This is a genomic window from Pseudomonas sp. FP603, from assembly GCF_030687415.1.
Classification (GTDB): Bacteria; Pseudomonadota; Gammaproteobacteria; order Pseudomonadales; family Pseudomonadaceae; genus Aquipseudomonas; species Aquipseudomonas wuhanensis.
In genome coordinates this window covers 5,705,697-5,720,820 of record NZ_CP117431.1, presented here as the reverse complement: position 1 = coordinate 5,720,820, position 15,124 = coordinate 5,705,697, and the positions used below count along the sequence as shown (strand labels likewise).

The 15,124-nt window shown below is 57.3% G+C and carries 12 protein-coding genes and 1 pseudogene; 8 read left to right on the top strand and 5 right to left on the bottom strand.

Translation table 11 applies throughout. The features are described from left to right. Positions 1-41: 41 nt before the first annotated feature. Both PSH65_RS26485 and PSH65_RS26480 read left to right on the top strand, forming a co-directional pair. A complete protein-coding gene (locus tag PSH65_RS26485; RefSeq protein WP_305423288.1) occupies positions 42-1,397 on the top strand; it encodes a transporter substrate-binding domain-containing protein in 1,356 nt (451 codons plus the stop codon). Positions 1,398-1,721: 324 nt separating this feature from the next. Continuing rightward, positions 1,722-2,009: a DUF3509 domain-containing protein gene (locus PSH65_RS26480; protein WP_305423286.1), complete on the top strand. Its 288-nt coding sequence runs from the start codon at positions 1,722-1,724 to the stop codon at positions 2,007-2,009. A 170-nt stretch (positions 2,010-2,179) separates the two neighbouring features. Here the strand turns inward: PSH65_RS26480 and PSH65_RS26475 are convergent, their stop codons facing one another. Next, a complete protein-coding gene (locus PSH65_RS26475) occupies positions 2,180-3,106 on the bottom strand; it encodes a TIGR02285 family protein (RefSeq protein ID WP_305423285.1) in 927 nt (308 codons plus the stop codon). Then, positions 3,087-4,286: a CaiB/BaiF CoA-transferase family protein gene (locus PSH65_RS26470; RefSeq protein ID WP_305423284.1), complete on the bottom strand. Its 1,200-nt coding sequence runs from the start codon at positions 4,284-4,286 to the stop codon at positions 3,087-3,089. The genes PSH65_RS26475 and PSH65_RS26470 overlap by 20 nt, the downstream gene beginning before the upstream one ends. A 147-nt stretch (positions 4,287-4,433) precedes the next feature. On the opposite strand from PSH65_RS26470, the gene PSH65_RS26465 reads away from it, so the two are divergent. The 3 genes from PSH65_RS26465 to PSH65_RS26455 all read left to right on the top strand — a co-directional run bounded on the left by PSH65_RS26465 (position 4,434) and on the right by PSH65_RS26455 (position 8,128). Further along, positions 4,434-4,976 carry a YaeQ family protein gene (locus PSH65_RS26465; RefSeq protein WP_007940622.1) on the top strand — a complete coding sequence of 181 codons (543 nt, stop codon included), beginning with the start codon at positions 4,434-4,436 and terminating at the stop codon, positions 4,974-4,976. Between the two features lie 66 nt (positions 4,977-5,042). Beyond that, positions 5,043-6,752: a single-stranded-DNA-specific exonuclease RecJ gene (gene recJ, locus PSH65_RS26460; protein WP_305423283.1), complete on the top strand. Its 1,710-nt coding sequence runs from the start codon at positions 5,043-5,045 to the stop codon at positions 6,750-6,752. Between the two features lie 269 nt (positions 6,753-7,021). After that, a complete protein-coding gene (locus tag PSH65_RS26455) occupies positions 7,022-8,128 on the top strand; it encodes an NADH:flavin oxidoreductase/NADH oxidase (protein ID WP_305423282.1) in 1,107 nt (368 codons plus the stop codon). Positions 8,129-8,334: 206 nt separating this feature from the next. On the opposite strand, the gene PSH65_RS26450 is transcribed toward PSH65_RS26455, so the two are convergent. Next, positions 8,335-9,960 (bottom strand): glucan biosynthesis protein D, encoded by a 1,626-nt coding sequence (locus PSH65_RS26450; RefSeq protein ID WP_305423280.1) that lies wholly within the window; start codon positions 9,958-9,960, stop codon positions 8,335-8,337. A 410-nt stretch (positions 9,961-10,370) separates the two neighbouring features. Between PSH65_RS26450 and PSH65_RS26445 the strand changes: the two genes are divergently transcribed. Then, a complete protein-coding gene (locus PSH65_RS26445) occupies positions 10,371-10,556 on the top strand; it encodes a hypothetical protein (RefSeq protein WP_038979098.1) in 186 nt (61 codons plus the stop codon). A 65-nt stretch (positions 10,557-10,621) separates the two neighbouring features. Here PSH65_RS26445 and PSH65_RS26440 read toward each other — a convergent pair whose 3' ends face one another. After that, positions 10,622-11,101 carry a Bro-N domain-containing protein gene (locus tag PSH65_RS26440; RefSeq protein WP_305423279.1) on the bottom strand — a complete coding sequence of 160 codons (480 nt, stop codon included), beginning with the start codon at positions 11,099-11,101 and terminating at the stop codon, positions 10,622-10,624. A gap of 499 nt (positions 11,102-11,600) precedes the next feature. Between PSH65_RS26440 and PSH65_RS26435 the strand changes: the two are divergent. Both PSH65_RS26435 and PSH65_RS26430 read left to right on the top strand, forming a co-directional pair. Further along, positions 11,601-12,852: pseudogene (locus PSH65_RS26435) on the top strand (ATP/GTP-binding protein). A 3-nt stretch (positions 12,853-12,855) separates the two neighbouring features. Continuing rightward, a complete protein-coding gene (locus tag PSH65_RS26430; RefSeq protein ID WP_305423278.1) occupies positions 12,856-13,482 on the top strand; it encodes an RloB family protein in 627 nt (208 codons plus the stop codon). 183 nt (positions 13,483-13,665) lie between these two features. Here PSH65_RS26430 and PSH65_RS26425 read toward each other — a convergent pair whose 3' ends face one another. After that, entirely contained in the window at positions 13,666-15,090 is a 1,425-nt protein-coding gene (locus PSH65_RS26425) for a gamma-aminobutyraldehyde dehydrogenase (protein ID WP_305423277.1), read from the bottom strand. Between the last annotated feature and the right edge of the window lie 34 nt (positions 15,091-15,124).

The window sequence follows — 15,124 nt, the reverse complement described above, 5'->3', positions numbered from 1 at the left end:
GCCCATGAAGGACGGGCGAGACGATCACCAAGGAAGTGGCAATGCTGTTTTTCAGAGGGTTTAAACCAGCCGTGTGCTGGATATTTTTGCTGGGCGCCCTGGGCTTTGGGCAAGGGGTAAAGGCCGCACAATTGGCGACACATGAATCCCGGGAGCCAGCCACCGTCGCACGCATTGAGCTGGATGCTCAGGAGCGGCAATGGATCGCTGAACATCCGATGGTTATCGTCGCATCGGCGCAGTACCCGCTGTATCTGTTCAAGGATGAGCACGGTCACTGGAGCGGTTTGAACAACGATGTGCTCAACCGCATCAGCGCCATGACAGGGTTGCGGTTCGTCCATGAAGAGTCGTTTTCCACCGACCAACTTCTGGAGCGGCTGGAAAGCGGTGCGGCGGACATGAGCACGACGCTGGCAATGAATGACGAGCGCAAGGTGTTTCTGGATTTCAGCCATGCGTTCGGCGGGGCGGGCTGGGTGCTCGTGGGACTGGCAGGTACGCCAGCGTTACAGTCGCTGGAACAGCTTTCGAAAAGAGTCCTGGTGCTACCGACCCGGCACGCCCTGGAGGGTGTAATTCGTCGGGACTACCCGGCGATCGAGCTGCGCTCGGTCAAAACCTACGCTGAAGCTCGGGCACTGGTGGAAAGTGGCGAGGCCTACGCCACCATTGAAAACGAAATCGGAGCGCAGCTCTATCCCTTGGGCCGGCTCAAGGTAGGGCATGCGGTCGAAGGCAAATGGGAGGCTGATCATTTGGCAGTCCGCAAAGGACAGCCGCAGTTATTGAGCATCCTCAACAAGGCGCTCGAGGCATTTCCCCCCGTCGAGTTACGCGCCATGCGCCTGAAGTGGTTGAACGGAATTGCGCCGGTACACGCGCCTTCGGCCTGGCAGCGTATAACCCAGTGGGGCTGTTGGAGCCTATTCATCGTTAGCCTGTTCGGCCTGCTTTCATTGCTTTGGAACCGTCGGCTCGCTGCACTGATCAAGCAACGTCGGGACGCCGAGAAAGACCTCAATGACCAGCTCGCATTCCAGCACGCCTTGATAGACGCCATGCCCGATCCGATGTTCGTGCGTGATCTGGAAGGGCGTTTGATCATGTGCAACAAAAGTTATGAGGAGCGCTTGTCGACCCGTTTCAACCAGGTTCAGGGGCGACAATTGATCGAACTCGATGTCTTGCCCAAAGAGACCGCCGAACAGCTGCACGCCGAGTTCATGGCCCAGCTCGGTACTCGCAAGACTCGCTTCAGCGAACGTCAGTTGATGTTCAAGGACGGCGTCAGGGATATCTACCAGTGGACGGTGCCGTTCTACAGTGCTGACGGTCAATTGCGGGGACTGCTGGGCGGATGGAGCGATATCGGCAAGCGTACAAGGCAGGTATGAAGCGGCAATGCCTGTCAGTCAGGCGTAGAACCTGAGGGAGCGGGCTTGCTCGCGATGACGGCGGTACATTCCAGTATCAATGTTGGGTGATCCGCCGCTATCGCGAGCAGGCTCGCTCCCACAGGGATGTTTCAAATCGTTAACTGAGCGCATTAAGCGTGAATCAGCTGTTTTTTTACTGTCATCTTTACCGTGCATGCTCTAACTACCAGAGGCGCCGGTGCGCCTGCCGTTGGAATCCAGAACTTTCTTCTCGGGCCTGTGGTCATTTACTGTGGACACGCCTCAGGCACTTTGTTTTCGGACTATTGAGTGGTGATCGAGATGGAAAGTATCAGTCTATTGCTCGGTGAGGCTCTGAGCCCGTATCAGGTCAAGTTGACCCCATCGGGTGCCCATGGCGAATGCCTGGTGACATTGAAGAGTACGAGCGGCGCTATCGTCGTCGAACGGACGTTCAATCAGACCCAGTTAACCGATAAACGTCTGCTGACGGATGTCGTCGACGGGCTGCACCGCGACGTGCTGATCGCTGAGGGACGTCTGGAACCCTGTGTCATCGCGGCGTTGCGCAATGCTGCTCAGGACAAGATCCTGGCCAGCCGAAATTGAATTGTTCTTTGTGGGAACCTTCCTGCGCCAAGGTCAGTCAGACCATGTAACAGCAGGATCAAGCATTGTGCTCCGGTGCTTGTAGCTTGTTGTTACTGGTCTTTATATAGGCCACGTTTAACCCCGAGTCGTCTCCCCACTTCTCGGGGTTTCTTTTTGCCTGCGATTTGTCATTGTGCGGCCTGACGCTCGAAAAAGGCCCTGGTTTCTTCCAGGTAGTCCTTGCGTCTTTGCGGATCGAGCCAATCGGCGTACAGCGGGTCCAGGCGCTCGCGGGGCAGGGCACGCAATAGCTGATTGATTTCACTGATTGCCTGTCGCCCCTGGGGCGTATTCGAGCAACCGATGTGCCCGGACAGGTACTTGCCCGTGCCTTTGACCGAATAGAATTCCAACTGCTCATCGGTAATATTTTCCTGACGAGCCTGATAGCGGATTTCCGGCCAGTAACCCAGGACCACCTGCAAACGACCCAGGCGCTGCATCTGCAACAGACTGCCGAGGGCGTTGTTGCCGTAGTGAGGCGTCAGCACGCCGGGCGGCGCCTGTTGCAGCAGCGTGTCGAGGAACTGACCGTAGCGGCGCTCGGCGACCACACCGACCTTCTCTCGACGGCTGGCCAGCAGTGCTGCCAAATCGACTTCATCGCCAATGAGAAAGGGCTCCAGCACCGACCGATCTTCACGTCGAATCACCAGCCCATTGCTGACCGCCCGGAAAGCCGGAATGGAAAAGGCTATCCATTGTTCGCGCTCCTCGCTCCAGATCAGCGAAGGGTCGCAGGTAAAAGATTTTTCATGGAGCATTTGCATGCCACGGGCGCGATTGACCCGCATCAGGGTGTGTTCGTATTGCGGCATGCCGGCGATCAACAGCGGCATCAGTTGATCGATAACCCCCTGGCCTTTTTTCGGGCCTTCGAAGATCGTCACGGGCGGCAGATCGCGCAGCAGCCAGAGCAAATGCTCTTTAGGTTGCGCCAGGGCCGGGGACATCAGCCCCGCCAACAACCCGAGCACCGCCAGCACACGCCCGACGCCGACGTAATCGATTGCGGATGAAAGCAGGCGCTTCAGCTTAAATGGCCCCGTCTTCACGCAACCGTATGATCTGTGCCGGGTCGTAGCCAAGGTCGTGGAGTACTTGCGCAGTGTGTTCACCCAGCTGCGGCCCGACCCATTCGGAGCTGCCGGGCGTCTCAGAGAGTTTTGGCACAATACCGGGCATCTTGAAGTCCTTGCCGTCGGGCAGCTTGGCTTGCAAGAACATTTCCCGGGCCAGGTACTGCGGATCACTGAACATGTCTTCGGCACTGAAGATTCGGCTGGCGGGAACGTCAGCCTGGTTCAGTTGCTCGATCACCGCGTCCAGCGGCAGTGAGTTGACCCAGCGATCGATCACCCCGTAAATCTCATCGCGACGGCTGTCGCGTCCGTCGTTACTGGCCAGCACAGGGTCGTTAGCCAGGTCTTCGCGACCGATGATCAGCATGAAACGCTTGAAGATCGCATCGCCGTTGGCGCCGATCTGCACGTGTTTGCCGTCGGCGCTGGTGTGAATGGAGGAGGGCGTGATGCCCGGCATGATGTTGCCGGTGCGTTCGCGGATGAAGCCGAACACGTCAAACTCCGGGACCATGCTTTCCATCATGGCGAAGATCGCTTCGTACAGCGCCACATCCACCACTTGGCCCAAGCCGCCGTTGACCTCGCGATGACGCAAGGCCATCAGTGCGCCGATCACGCCCCAGAGCGCAGCAATCGAATCACCGATGGAAATCCCGGTGCGCACCGGCGGTCGGTCCTCGAACCCGGTGATGTAGCGCAGGCCGCCCATGGATTCACCCACCGCACCGAAGCCTGGCTGATCTTTCATCGGCCCGGTCTGGCCAAAGCCCGAGAGCCGTACCATCACCAGTTTTGGGTTCAACGCGTGCAAGACTTCCCAGCCCAGACCGAGTTTTTCCAGCACGCCGGGGCGAAAATTCTCGATCAGGATGTCTGCTTCGCTGAGCAGCTGCTTCAGAATCGCCAGGCCATCCGGGTGTTTCAGGTTCAGGGTCAGAGACTTCTTGTTGCGCGCCTGAACGAACCACCACAGCGAGGTGCCTTCATACAACTTGCGCCATTTGCGCAATGGATCACCGCCGTCCGGGGACTCGATCTTGATCACTTCGGCGCCGAACTCGCCGCAAATACGCGAGGCAAACGGCCCGGCAATTAACGTACCCAATTCGATGACTTTCAGACCTGAGAGCGGTTTGTTGGAGAACGGCATGCGAAATCCTGTAGGACAAAGGCTGAGCGGATGCAGAGTTTTAACATAGGCCGACGCTCATAGCCCAAAGTTGATCGCCTTCAATTCGTTGATTGCCGGTTGCATCGGTTAGACTTGCCGCCTTTCCTCGTATCAAGAAGCCCGTTCATGGCCCAGCCGTCCACCACCTACAAGTTTGAACTGAACCTCACCGACCTCGACCGCAGCGTTTACGAGAACGTGAAGCAGACCATCGCCCGTCACCCTTCGGAAACCGAAGAACGCATGACCGTGCGGCTGCTGGCCTACGCCTTCTGGTACAACGAGCAGTTGTCCTTCGGTCGCGGTCTGTCAGACGTGGATGAGCCAGCGCTGTGGGAAAAGAGCCTGGATGATCGTGTCCTGCACTGGATTGAAGTCGGCCAGCCAGACGCCGATCGCCTGACCTGGTGCTCGCGCCGCACCGAACGCACCAGCCTGCTGGCCTACGGCAGCCTGCGTGTCTGGGAAGGCAAAGTGATCCCGGCGATCAAAACCCTGAAAAACGTCAATATCGCCGCCGTGCCCCAGGAAGTGCTGGAAACCCTGGCCAAGGACATGCCGCGCGTTATCAAGTGGGACGTGATGATCAGCGAAGGCACGATTTTCGTCACCGACGACCGTGGTCAGCACGAAGTCCAGTTGCAATGGCTGGCCGGCGAACGCGGCTGATTATTCGCCGCTTGGCCGCGTTACCCGGTTTTATCCTACGTATTCAAGAGAAGCACCTGTCACCCCATGCGCATCGAACCTCGCCTGTTGCCCGACACCCTGCCATTTCTCGGTGATATTCCACCGCTGCTGACCCGTCTTTACGCGGCGCGGGGCGTGCAATCGGAGGCTGAACTGGACAAAAGCCTGGTGCGGCTGATTCCGTATCAGCAGCTCAAAGGCATCGAGGCGGCGGTGGATTTGCTGGTGACGGCCCTGGAGCAACGTCAGCGGATTCTGATCGTCGGCGACTTTGACGCCGATGGTGCGACGGCCAGTACTGTGGGCATGCTGGGGTTGCGCCTGTTGGGCGCGGCGCATGTCGACTATCTGGTGCCGAACCGCTTCGAGTACGGCTACGGCCTGACCCCGGAAATCGTCGAAGTGGCGCTGACCCGCGAGCCGCAACTGCTGATCACCGTGGACAACGGCATTTCCAGCGTCGAAGGCGTGGCCGCGGCGAAAAAGGCCGGACTCAAGGTGTTGGTCACCGATCACCACTTGCCCGGCGATGAGCTGCCGTTGGCCGATGCCATCGTCAATCCGAACCAGCCGGGTTGCGAATTCCCGAGCAAAGCCCTGGCCGGTGTCGGGGTGATTTTCTATGTGCTGATGGCCCTGCGCGCGCGCTTGCGCAGCCTGGGCTGGTACGAGAGCAAGCCGCAGCCGAATATTGGCGAACTGCTGGACCTGGTGGCGCTGGGCAGCGTCGCCGACGTGGTTCCGCTGGATGCCAACAACCGGATTCTGGTGCATCAGGGCCTGGAGCGGATTCGCGCCGGGCGAGCGCGGCCGGGGCTCAAGGCGATTCTTGAAGTGGCCAAGCGTGACCCTTCGCGCATCACCTCCACCGACCTGGGCTTCATCCTTGGCCCGCGTTTGAACGCGGCGGGGCGTCTAGATGACATGAGCCTGGGCATCGAATGCCTGCTCACCGAAGACGCGGGCGCTGCCCGTGAAATGGCCGCTCAGCTGGATGGCATGAACCAGGACCGCAAATCCATCGAGCAGGGCATGCAGCGTGAGGCGCTGGCCCAGCTCAAGGATTTACCGCTGGAATCGATGCCGTTCGGCCTGTGCCTGTTCGATCCCGAGTGGCACCAGGGTGTCATCGGTATCCTCGCCTCGCGTATGAAAGAGCGCTATTTCCGTCCGACCATTGCCTTTGCCGATGCCGGCGATGGGCTGCTCAAGGGCTCGGGGCGTTCGATCCAGGGCTTTCATATTCGCGATGCCTTGAGCGTGGTCGCGGCGCAGCATCCGAACCTGATCAGCAAATATGGCGGCCACGCCATGGCGGCCGGCCTGACGTTGCCGGAAGCGAATTTTCCGTTGTTTGCCGAGGCCTTTGACGCTGAAGTACGCAGGCAATTGCGTGAAGAAGACCTGACCGGGCGCCTGTTGTCGGACGGCACTTTGGCGGTCGAAGAGTTTCACCTGGAACTGGCTCGCGCCCTGCGCCATGCCGGGCCTTGGGGGCAACACTTCCCGGAGCCGCTGTTTCACGGGGTGTTCCAGTTGGTTGAGCAGCGCGTCGTGGGTGAGCGGCACCTCAAAGTGGTGCTGAGAAGTGAATGCGGTTCGGTGAAACTGGACGGCATTGCCTTCGGTATCGACCGTGATATCTGGCCGAATCCGACCATCAAGTGGGTTGAATTGGCTTACAAGCTCGACCTCAATGAGTTCCGTGGGAACGAGACCGTTCAGTTGATGATTGCCCACATCGAACCGCGTTAAGGCCTTCGCGGGCAAGCCTCGCTCCCACAGGATTTGCGCCAACCCTGTGGGAGCGGGCTTGCCCGCGAAAGCGATTTCCCTCACACCGAATCTCTCGGAACCCTCCCTGATCTGCCGATGTCGACTAGGCTCTAAGCACTGCTTGATTATCCTTGTGACGTTTTGTCGAATTTTTTGCCCGCGGGGGCGGGTGCTGCACCTTTTTCCTGTCACTCGTCGACTATTCAAACAGAACCCTGGAGCCTGCCCACTGATTCGAGAGGTGCCCCATGAGTCTGCTGCTTGAACCCTATACCCTTCGTCAATTGACCCTGCTTAACCGCATTGCGGTGTCACCGATGTGCCAGTACTCCAGCGTCGATGGGCTGGCCAATGACTGGCATCTGGTCCATCTCGGTAGCCGCGCCATCGGCGGCGCTGGACTGGTATTCACCGAAGCCACGGCGGTCACCGCCGATGGGCGCATCACTGCCCAGGACCTCGGCCTTTGGAATGATCAACAGATCGAATCCTTGCAGCGTATTACGCGCTTTATTGCTGCCCAAGGCGCCGTTGCCGGCATCCAGTTGGCCCACGCCGGGCGTAAGGCCAGCACGCATCGGCCGTGGCTCGGCAAGCATGGCAGCATCAAGCCGGAAGATGGCGGCTGGATCCCGGTTGGCCCTTCGCCGATTGCTTTCGACCCTCAGCACACACCACCGAAGCAGCTCGATGAAGGCGAAATCGCTGACATTATCCAGGCCTTCGTCGATTCGGCCCAACGGGCACTGACCGCCGGTTTCAAAGTGGTCGAAGTACACGCCGCCCATGGTTACCTGTTGCACCAATTTCTTTCGCCTCTGAGCAATCAGCGGCGCGATCAGTACGGCGGTTCGTTCGAGAATCGGATTCGGCTGGTGCTGCAAGTCACCGAAGCGGTGCGTGCGGTGTGGCCTGAAGAATTACCGGTGTTTGTGCGGGTGTCGGCCACCGATTGGGTGGAGGACGGCTGGAACCCGGATGAAACTGTAGAGTTGGCGCGGCGCCTCAAAGACCTGGGCGTGGACCTGATCGATGTCTCATCGGGCGGTACGGCGGTAAACGCCGAGATTCCTACAGGCCCCGGTTACCAGACCCGTTTTGCCGAGCGTGTACGCAAGGAGTCAGGTATTGCCACCGGCACCGTAGGAATGATCACCGAACCGGCTCAGGCCGAACACATTCTGCGTACCTGTCAGGCCGACATCATCTTCCTCGCCCGGGAGTTGTTGCGTGATCCGTACTGGCCGCTGCATGCCGATGACGATCTGGGCGGGCACAAAGCTATTTGGCCGGCGCAATATCATCGGGCTACCCATCGTGACCAGCCGATTCATGAATCGGATTTGCGTGATTGAATGCGGCTGTAAAACCAAAAAAGCCCCGGTCGTGTTGACCGGGGCTTTTGCATTTTTGTGTCGAGAGGTTTGTCGGCTGTCCTGCCGCCTTCGCGGGCAAGCCCGCTCCCACAAGGATCGGCGGCGTACACAAATTTTGTGAACAACCCCATCACTGTGGGAGCGGGCTTGCCCGCGAAGGGGCCGGTTCAGGCGCCCACTTACCGTCAGGTGTACTTACGCTTATCAGGCGCAGGCGGGAAATACTGGTACAACCAGGTTTCACTCAACGTCCGGTCATTGGTGCGAATGAACAACCGCAGCTCCACCGGAGCCACGCTGTCATTGGTCGGGTACCAGTCAAAAGTAATGCGGTAGCCCTTGATGTCATCGAGCACCAATACGTTGAAGTCCTTCACCTGGCCGTTAGAGCAGGTCACCACCGGCTCGATCCCCGCGCCTTCGGGCAAGCGGTCCAGACCGCCGCCCGTGAAGTCCACGGCAAAGCGTCGCGCCCAGACCTCTGGGTAATGCTCGCCCGGGGCCCAGCCTTCAATGAAGCCACCCATGCCCGAACGGGTCGCGTGGACCCGCGCCAGCGGCGTGCTCACCGGTGGCAGAGCGCTCCAATAGAGCTTGTAGCCGTAGTTGAGGGAGTCCCCGGCCGCGACCGGTTTTTTCGGCGTCCAGAAGGCGACGATGTTATCCAGCGTTTCGCCGGTTGTAGGAATTTCCAGCAAATCGATAGAGCCTTCGCCCCATGCGGTTGTAGGTTCTACCCACAGGCTCGGGCGCTTGCTGTACCAGTCGACGGTGTCCTGATAACTGGCGAACTCGTGATCGGTCTGCACCAGACCAAATCCTTTCGGGTCGGTGTCGGCAAAGGCATTGAATTGCAGGGTGGCCGGGTTATTCAGCGGGCGGCAGATCCATTCGCCATTGCCGCGCCACATCGCCAGGCGATCGGAGTCGTGGATTTGCGGGTGAATGGTGTCGCACATGCGCCGTTCATGGGTGCCGCAGCTGAACATGCTGGTCATCGGCGCGATGCCCAGTTGCTCGATGGCGGTGCGGGCATTGACGTGGGCGTCAACTTCCATCACCACACGCTCGGCCTGGCAATCGATATCAAAACGGTAGGCGCCGGTGGCGCTCGGTGAATCGAGCAGGGCGTACACCAAGAAACGGGTGCTGTCCTTGTCCGGGGTCTCGAACCAGAACTTGGTGAAGTCCGGGAATTCTTCGCGCTTCTTGGCATACGTATCGATCGCCAATCCGCGGGCCGACAAACCGTATTGGCCGGTGGCATCTACCGCGCGGAAATAGCTGGCGCCGAGGAAGGACAATACGTCATGCCGATCCAGCTCCGGAGCCTTGAACAGCTTGAATCCGGAGAAACCCAGATCGCCTTTGAGCTGTTTAGTGTCGACGGTGGTTTTTTCATAGTTGAACAGCGACGGGCGGAAATGCACCTCGCGCGCCAGTCGAGTCTTGGGATCGACGCTGTACATGCGCACCGGTTGCTTGAAACCCATGCCGACGTGGAAAAACTGCACGTCCAGTTGGCCTTTCAAGTCCTTCCACAGCGAGTGATTACCGTCGTAGCGGATCGCGTTGAAGTTCTGCGGCGACATGGTCGCCAGCGTCGGCGGCAGCACCTGTTTGGTGTCCTGATAAGGCTTGCCGGCGAGCTGTTTGGCCTGGCTCTTCAGCGCTTCGAAGTCGAACGCCACGGCGTCTCCATCGGCGGCGCCGCTACCAGCCCAGGCGTTCGCGGCCAACAGACCGGTGGCCGAGAGACCAGTGTAAGCCGCGATGGCCATGGAGGCTTTGAGCAAATTCCTGCGGTGCATAAGTACAACCTGTCGTGAACAATCCCGCGCCGTTCCTGGCACGTGCTGGATCAGAAATAACGGTTCGGACATGCCTTGGCCAAACGCAACGGACCTTAAAGAGATGCCAAATAGCTTAAACCGTTCGGTTGCAGAGCAAAAATGATTGATGGCACAGCGATAGTGCGGCAATGAAACAAGACATTTCAGGTAACGTTTCTCACAGCACTTTCTGATTTATAGGGCATATCTGCTTTTTTCGACTAATTACTCTAAAAACGCTTTTCAGCGCCGATTTAATTTCTATTCTATGAGGCATGACCGGTTTCGGCCCTTCAGGCCGGTGGGTTCAGCAGCCACAAGGCGGCCGCTGAAAGTGATAGGGCGATGCGGTTTTGAAGTTTTCTCTGACATATAGAAGGACATCGTCCATGTCGAAAGTACAAGGCATCACTGAAATATTAGGAATCTTCCCCTGCCTGGCCACCGGTCGGCGAAGGCGTCGGCTCAGTTCGGAGGAGTTAAAGTTGGTGGAGCGGTATCGTGAGCTGTCGGAGAGTGACCGGATTGCAATGCGATATCTGGTGGATGCGATGCGGAGTGTTTCGCGGTTTTAACGGTAGGAGATTGAGTGGAAAACCAAAGGGACGGACTGTAGAAGTCCGTCCCTTTGTGCATCAGGTCAACGGCTACAAATCGTGAATGGCCGTTGTGCCTGCATCAGGTCAGGCATGTCCCGCCATTTGATCCAGGCTTGATGCTGCCAATGCAGAAGCGGCACAGAGATCCCAGCCCACTGCAACGAACTCAGGCTCGGGATGTTTCCCACCGATACCGCGTTCGAATCACGCAACATTGGCATGACCTCATTGCTCAGCCACTGGCGCAGGTTTCGGTTTTCCGGGACGAAATGGTGAACGAGCAGGGCGTACATCCCTGATTCGCTGACCATCAGTGATTCGACCGTTTTGCCGTTCTTCAGCAGCCAGACATATTGGCGTTGATCAGGATCGAGCTTCAGGGTGAGTCGTTGGTCCAGCGGTCGGCCCATTAAGCGACCAAGGTCTTGGACGCAGAACCAGGCTTGGTTAGCTTGCATGATGGCGTGGAGGAATCGGTTGTGACGGGTGAAGACGGTAGGGATGAAATGAGGATGGGTCATGACCTGCCTCCCAGAAGACGGCATAAGGCTGTTCTGGACGAATTTCGAGCCTGCTTAGACATTAAGGTGACTTCCGTTTTGATTGGGAAAGTCGCCACCAACCCTTCGACAGATTGGGTGGCGAACCGAGTGGCGTTCGAAGTCGGGACACTTCCAATCAAAACGGAAGCCGGAAGGCCCGCGCCACACGGCCCGCCATAAAGCAGAACTGAAGGCATGAAATAGCCATAGTTCTATGGGGGCGTGTAAGCACCGTTTTGATTGTTCCGGCTTCGACCCCGGGTCGCTGATTTTGCAGCGACGGGATGAAGACTATCGTTCAGGTGCTCGCGGCGCCAAGTCTACTCTGGCGACGCTTGTTGTAGGAATCGTTGCCTTTACTTGAAGGCCCCATCTGTAGGAATTTCCTGTTTTTGCACGAGGTGCAGGGAGACAGCGCCAAATGAATGGTTTTTCCTATATTTATTCTGCTTTCCGGAATTAAGTGCAGGATTTCTACATGTTGATCGAATTTTCGGTTTCCAATTATCGCTCCTTCCGTGAGGCGCAAACCCTGTCCATGGTTGCGACCCCACGCCTGAGTAAAAAGCGCAATGTATTCAAACCTTCCGTGAGTGGCGAAAAACTACCGGACTTGTTGAAGGTAGCGGCGATTTACGGGCCAAACGCGTCCGGTAAGTCTTCCCTCATCCAGGCGATGGGGATCATGGGACTCCTTCTCGCAACGACCCCATCCTCAAATGATGAACCGCTGCCGGTTTCACCGTTTCGTTTTGATCCGCAGCTCAAGAACGAGCCCAGTTTTTTTGAGTACAACTTCATTCAAAAAGGGCTCCGATATCGGTTTGTCCTGCGCATTACTTCGCAACGGATAGTCAAGGAACAACTGGTCTCCTATCCCAAAGGGAAAGAAACACTGCTGTATGAACGTCGTTTTGGTGATGAGGGAGCAGTATGTTTTTGGTTCAAGTCTTGAGGGGGGGAAAGATGTCCACAACGCCTGGCGGCGTCTGACGAGCCCGAAGGTGTTATTTATTTCGCAGGCCGTTGCGAACAGCAGCGAAGAACTGACTCAGTTGCGAGCGCCGTTTACCTGGTTTCAAACCGGTCTTCTTGTCATTGAGCAGAACAATATGATGGGGCTGTCTGCTGCCTCCATCAGGTTTTTGCAGATTGCCTCGGATTACACAGTCGATTTAAAGGAGTTCTTAAGGGCCGTGGATATTCCAGTGTCTGCTATTCAACTCAATACTGAGGATGCAGATGCTGTTCCGACTAAGAAAAAGCTCACGCTTAAAGAATTCTTCGCGGCGGCCCAAAAAGACAAAGTAACCCTGACACATACAAGTCTTTTGGGAACAGCAGAGTTTGATTTTTCAGAGGAGTCCGGAGGCACAAAAAACCTGATTGGCTTTTGGCTGCCCTGGTTCATGATCAATCGCGCAGATGGAAGCGGAATACTGTCTGTCGATGAGTTGGACAGCAGCCTCCATCCTGAAATCGTTGCTGATCTGATCGGGAAACATCTCGATAGCGGATTGGATACTCAGCTGATATTTACCACACACGATACTCATCTAATGAATGCAAAAATTCTGCGGCGTGATCAGTTCTGGATCACTGAGCGCGATGCCAATGGTGCAACCAGTGTTTTTTCCATTCAGGATTTTGAAGGGCGAGAGGGTGAGGATGTCGAGAAGCGCTACTTTGAAGGCCGTTACCGCGGTTTGCCGCTGATCAGGCGGGGGTGACCAATGGTGCACTCGACAAAATCATTTGATCGGAAGAAATCAAGATTCAAGCCTCAGCCCCAAGTGCTGGTTCTCTGTGAAGATAGCAAGTCAGGAAAACGGTATCTGGAGGAAGCCGCCTTTCATTTTCGCGCCAAAGCTCAGGTAGAAATTGCCCACTGCGGTGTCACGCACCCGAGCGGAATAGTAGAAAGAGCCATTGCCCGTCAGAAACGTTTCGACAGAGTGTTTTGTGCATTGGATCGCGATACGCATCAATGTTTTGAGAGAGCGATAGATCTGGCGAAACCCCATCCGAAAATCAAAGTCATAGCATCGTTTCCCTGTTTTGAGTTTTGGCTTCTTTTGCACTTCGGCTTCAATCGAAAGCCATTTAGAGCTGTTGGGAAAAACTCTCCGGGTGACTTGGTGGCCAAGAGCCTCAGAGAAAAGCCGAACATGGATAAGTACCAGAAGGGCAAAGGCATTAACTATTTTGCTCAGCTATTGGGTGAGCCTTTTCAGAAAGCCAGAGCTTTGGCCCCCAAGATCCTTGAGGACGTCGCCATCAGCGGCGAACCCAATCCCAGCACCGAAATCCATCTGCTGATGGATGAATTCGAAACCCTCTCCAAGCCTCAGACGATCTAGATCGGCTCAATGGGTGGTTTTTTGCGTGGGGTCTGGCGGTGCGCGTTGCCGGTGTCCTTCTTGAATTCGTGGTGACGCCATTCGCGGGCAAGTCGGATCGCCGCACCGCTCGCGTCTACAGGCTTTGTGTCGATCAATGAAACGACGCGATCCCTGTAGGAGCAAGGCTTGCCCGCGAAGCTTTTAATGCTTGAACATCACATGCCGCACAACGGTGTAATCCTCCAGCCCATACATCGACATGTCTTTCCCATAGCCGGACAATTTCTGACCGCCATGCGGCATTTCGCTGACCAGCATGAAGTGGGTATTTACCCAGGTGCAGCCGTACTGCAAACGTGCAGACAGCCGATGCGCGCGGCCGACGTCCGTGGTCCAGACCGATGACGCCAGGCCGTAGTCCGAGTCGTTGGCCCAGGCCAGTACTTGCACCTCATCGGTGAACTTGGTGACCGACACTACCGGCCCGAAGACTTCGCGGCGCACGATCTCGTCGTCCTGTTGCACGTCGGCCAGCACCGTCGGTTCAAAGAAGAAACCATTGCCTTCCACCGCTTTGCCGCCAGTGATCAAACGAATATGCGGCTGCGCCATTGCACGCTCGACCAACCCCGTCACGCGGTCGCGATGTTGTGCGCTGATCAGCGGGCCAAGCTCTGTCGATGGATCGTCCTGCAAGCCGTATTTGATACTGCTGACTGCCGCACCGAGTTTTTTGACGAACTGGTCGTAGATACCTGCTTGCGCGTAAATGCGGCAGGCGGCGGTGCAGTCCTGGCCGGCGTTGTAGAAACCGAAGGTGCGAATGCCTTCAACGGCGGCATCGATGTCGGCATCGTCGAAGATGATCACCGGCGCCTTGCCGCCCAGTTCCATGTGCATGCGTTTGACGTTGCCGGCGGTGCTGGAAATGATGTTCGAGCCAGTGGCGATCGAGCCGGTCAGCGACACCATGCGCACTTTCGGATGTGTGACCAGTGGGCTGCCAACCGTAGGACCACGACCGAATACCAGGTTAAGCACACCCGCCGGGAAAATTTCCGACGCCAGTTCTGCCAGGCGCAGGGCGGTCAGCGGGGTTTGTTCCGACGGTTTGAGCACCACGGTATTACCGGCGGCCAGGGCCGGGGCGATTTTCCAGGCAACCATCATCAGCGGGTAGTTCCACGGCGCGATGGAGGCGATCACGCCCACCGGGTCGCGGCGGATCATCGAGGTGTGGCCGGGCAGGTATTCCCCTCCCAGCGCACCGCTCATGCAGCGGTTGGCGCCGGCGAAGAAACGGAATACGTCGGCAATCGCCGGGATCTCATCGTTCAGCGCAGCGCTGTAGGGTTTGCCGCAGTTGTCCGACTCCAGTTTGGCCAGCTCTTCGCCATGGGCTTCGATGAGGTCGGCGAGTTTGAGCAGCAGCAATGAGCGTTCTTTCGGTGTGGTTTGCGACCAGGCTTCGAAGGCGTTGTCGGCGGCCCGCACGGCGGCGTCGATCTGGGCTTCGCTGGCTTCATTAATTTCGACCAGCACACGACCGAGGGCCGGGTTGAACACGGCTTGGGCGGGCCCGTCACCGTTGACGAGTTGGCCGTTGATCAAGAGTTTGGTTTGCATGGCTATGTCCTCATCGAAGCTGTTGTTTTTTTGT

Bases quoted from the DNA above. Each gene is read 5' to 3' on its own strand.
- PSH65_RS26485 (WP_305423288.1), top strand. From the start codon at position 42: ATGCTGTTTTTCAGAGGGTTTAAACCAGCCGTGTGCTGGATATTTTTG.
- PSH65_RS26480 (WP_305423286.1), top strand. From the start codon at position 1,722: ATGGAAAGTATCAGTCTATTGCTCGGTGAGGCTCTGAGCCCGTATCAG.
- PSH65_RS26470 (WP_305423284.1), bottom strand. From the start codon at position 4,286: ATGCCGTTCTCCAACAAACCGCTCTCAGGTCTGAAAGTCATCGAATTG.
- PSH65_RS26465 (WP_007940622.1), top strand. From the start codon at position 4,434: ATGGCCCAGCCGTCCACCACCTACAAGTTTGAACTGAACCTCACCGAC.
- recJ (WP_305423283.1), top strand. From the start codon at position 5,043: ATGCGCATCGAACCTCGCCTGTTGCCCGACACCCTGCCATTTCTCGGT.
- PSH65_RS26455 (WP_305423282.1), top strand. From the start codon at position 7,022: ATGAGTCTGCTGCTTGAACCCTATACCCTTCGTCAATTGACCCTGCTT.
- PSH65_RS26450 (WP_305423280.1), bottom strand. From the start codon at position 9,960: ATGCACCGCAGGAATTTGCTCAAAGCCTCCATGGCCATCGCGGCTTAC.
- PSH65_RS26445 (WP_038979098.1), top strand. From the start codon at position 10,371: ATGTCGAAAGTACAAGGCATCACTGAAATATTAGGAATCTTCCCCTGC.
- PSH65_RS26440 (WP_305423279.1), bottom strand. From the start codon at position 11,101: ATGACCCATCCTCATTTCATCCCTACCGTCTTCACCCGTCACAACCGA.
- PSH65_RS26430 (WP_305423278.1), top strand. From the start codon at position 12,856: ATGGTGCACTCGACAAAATCATTTGATCGGAAGAAATCAAGATTCAAG.
- PSH65_RS26425 (WP_305423277.1), bottom strand. From the start codon at position 15,090: ATGCAAACCAAACTCTTGATCAACGGCCAACTCGTCAACGGTGACGGG.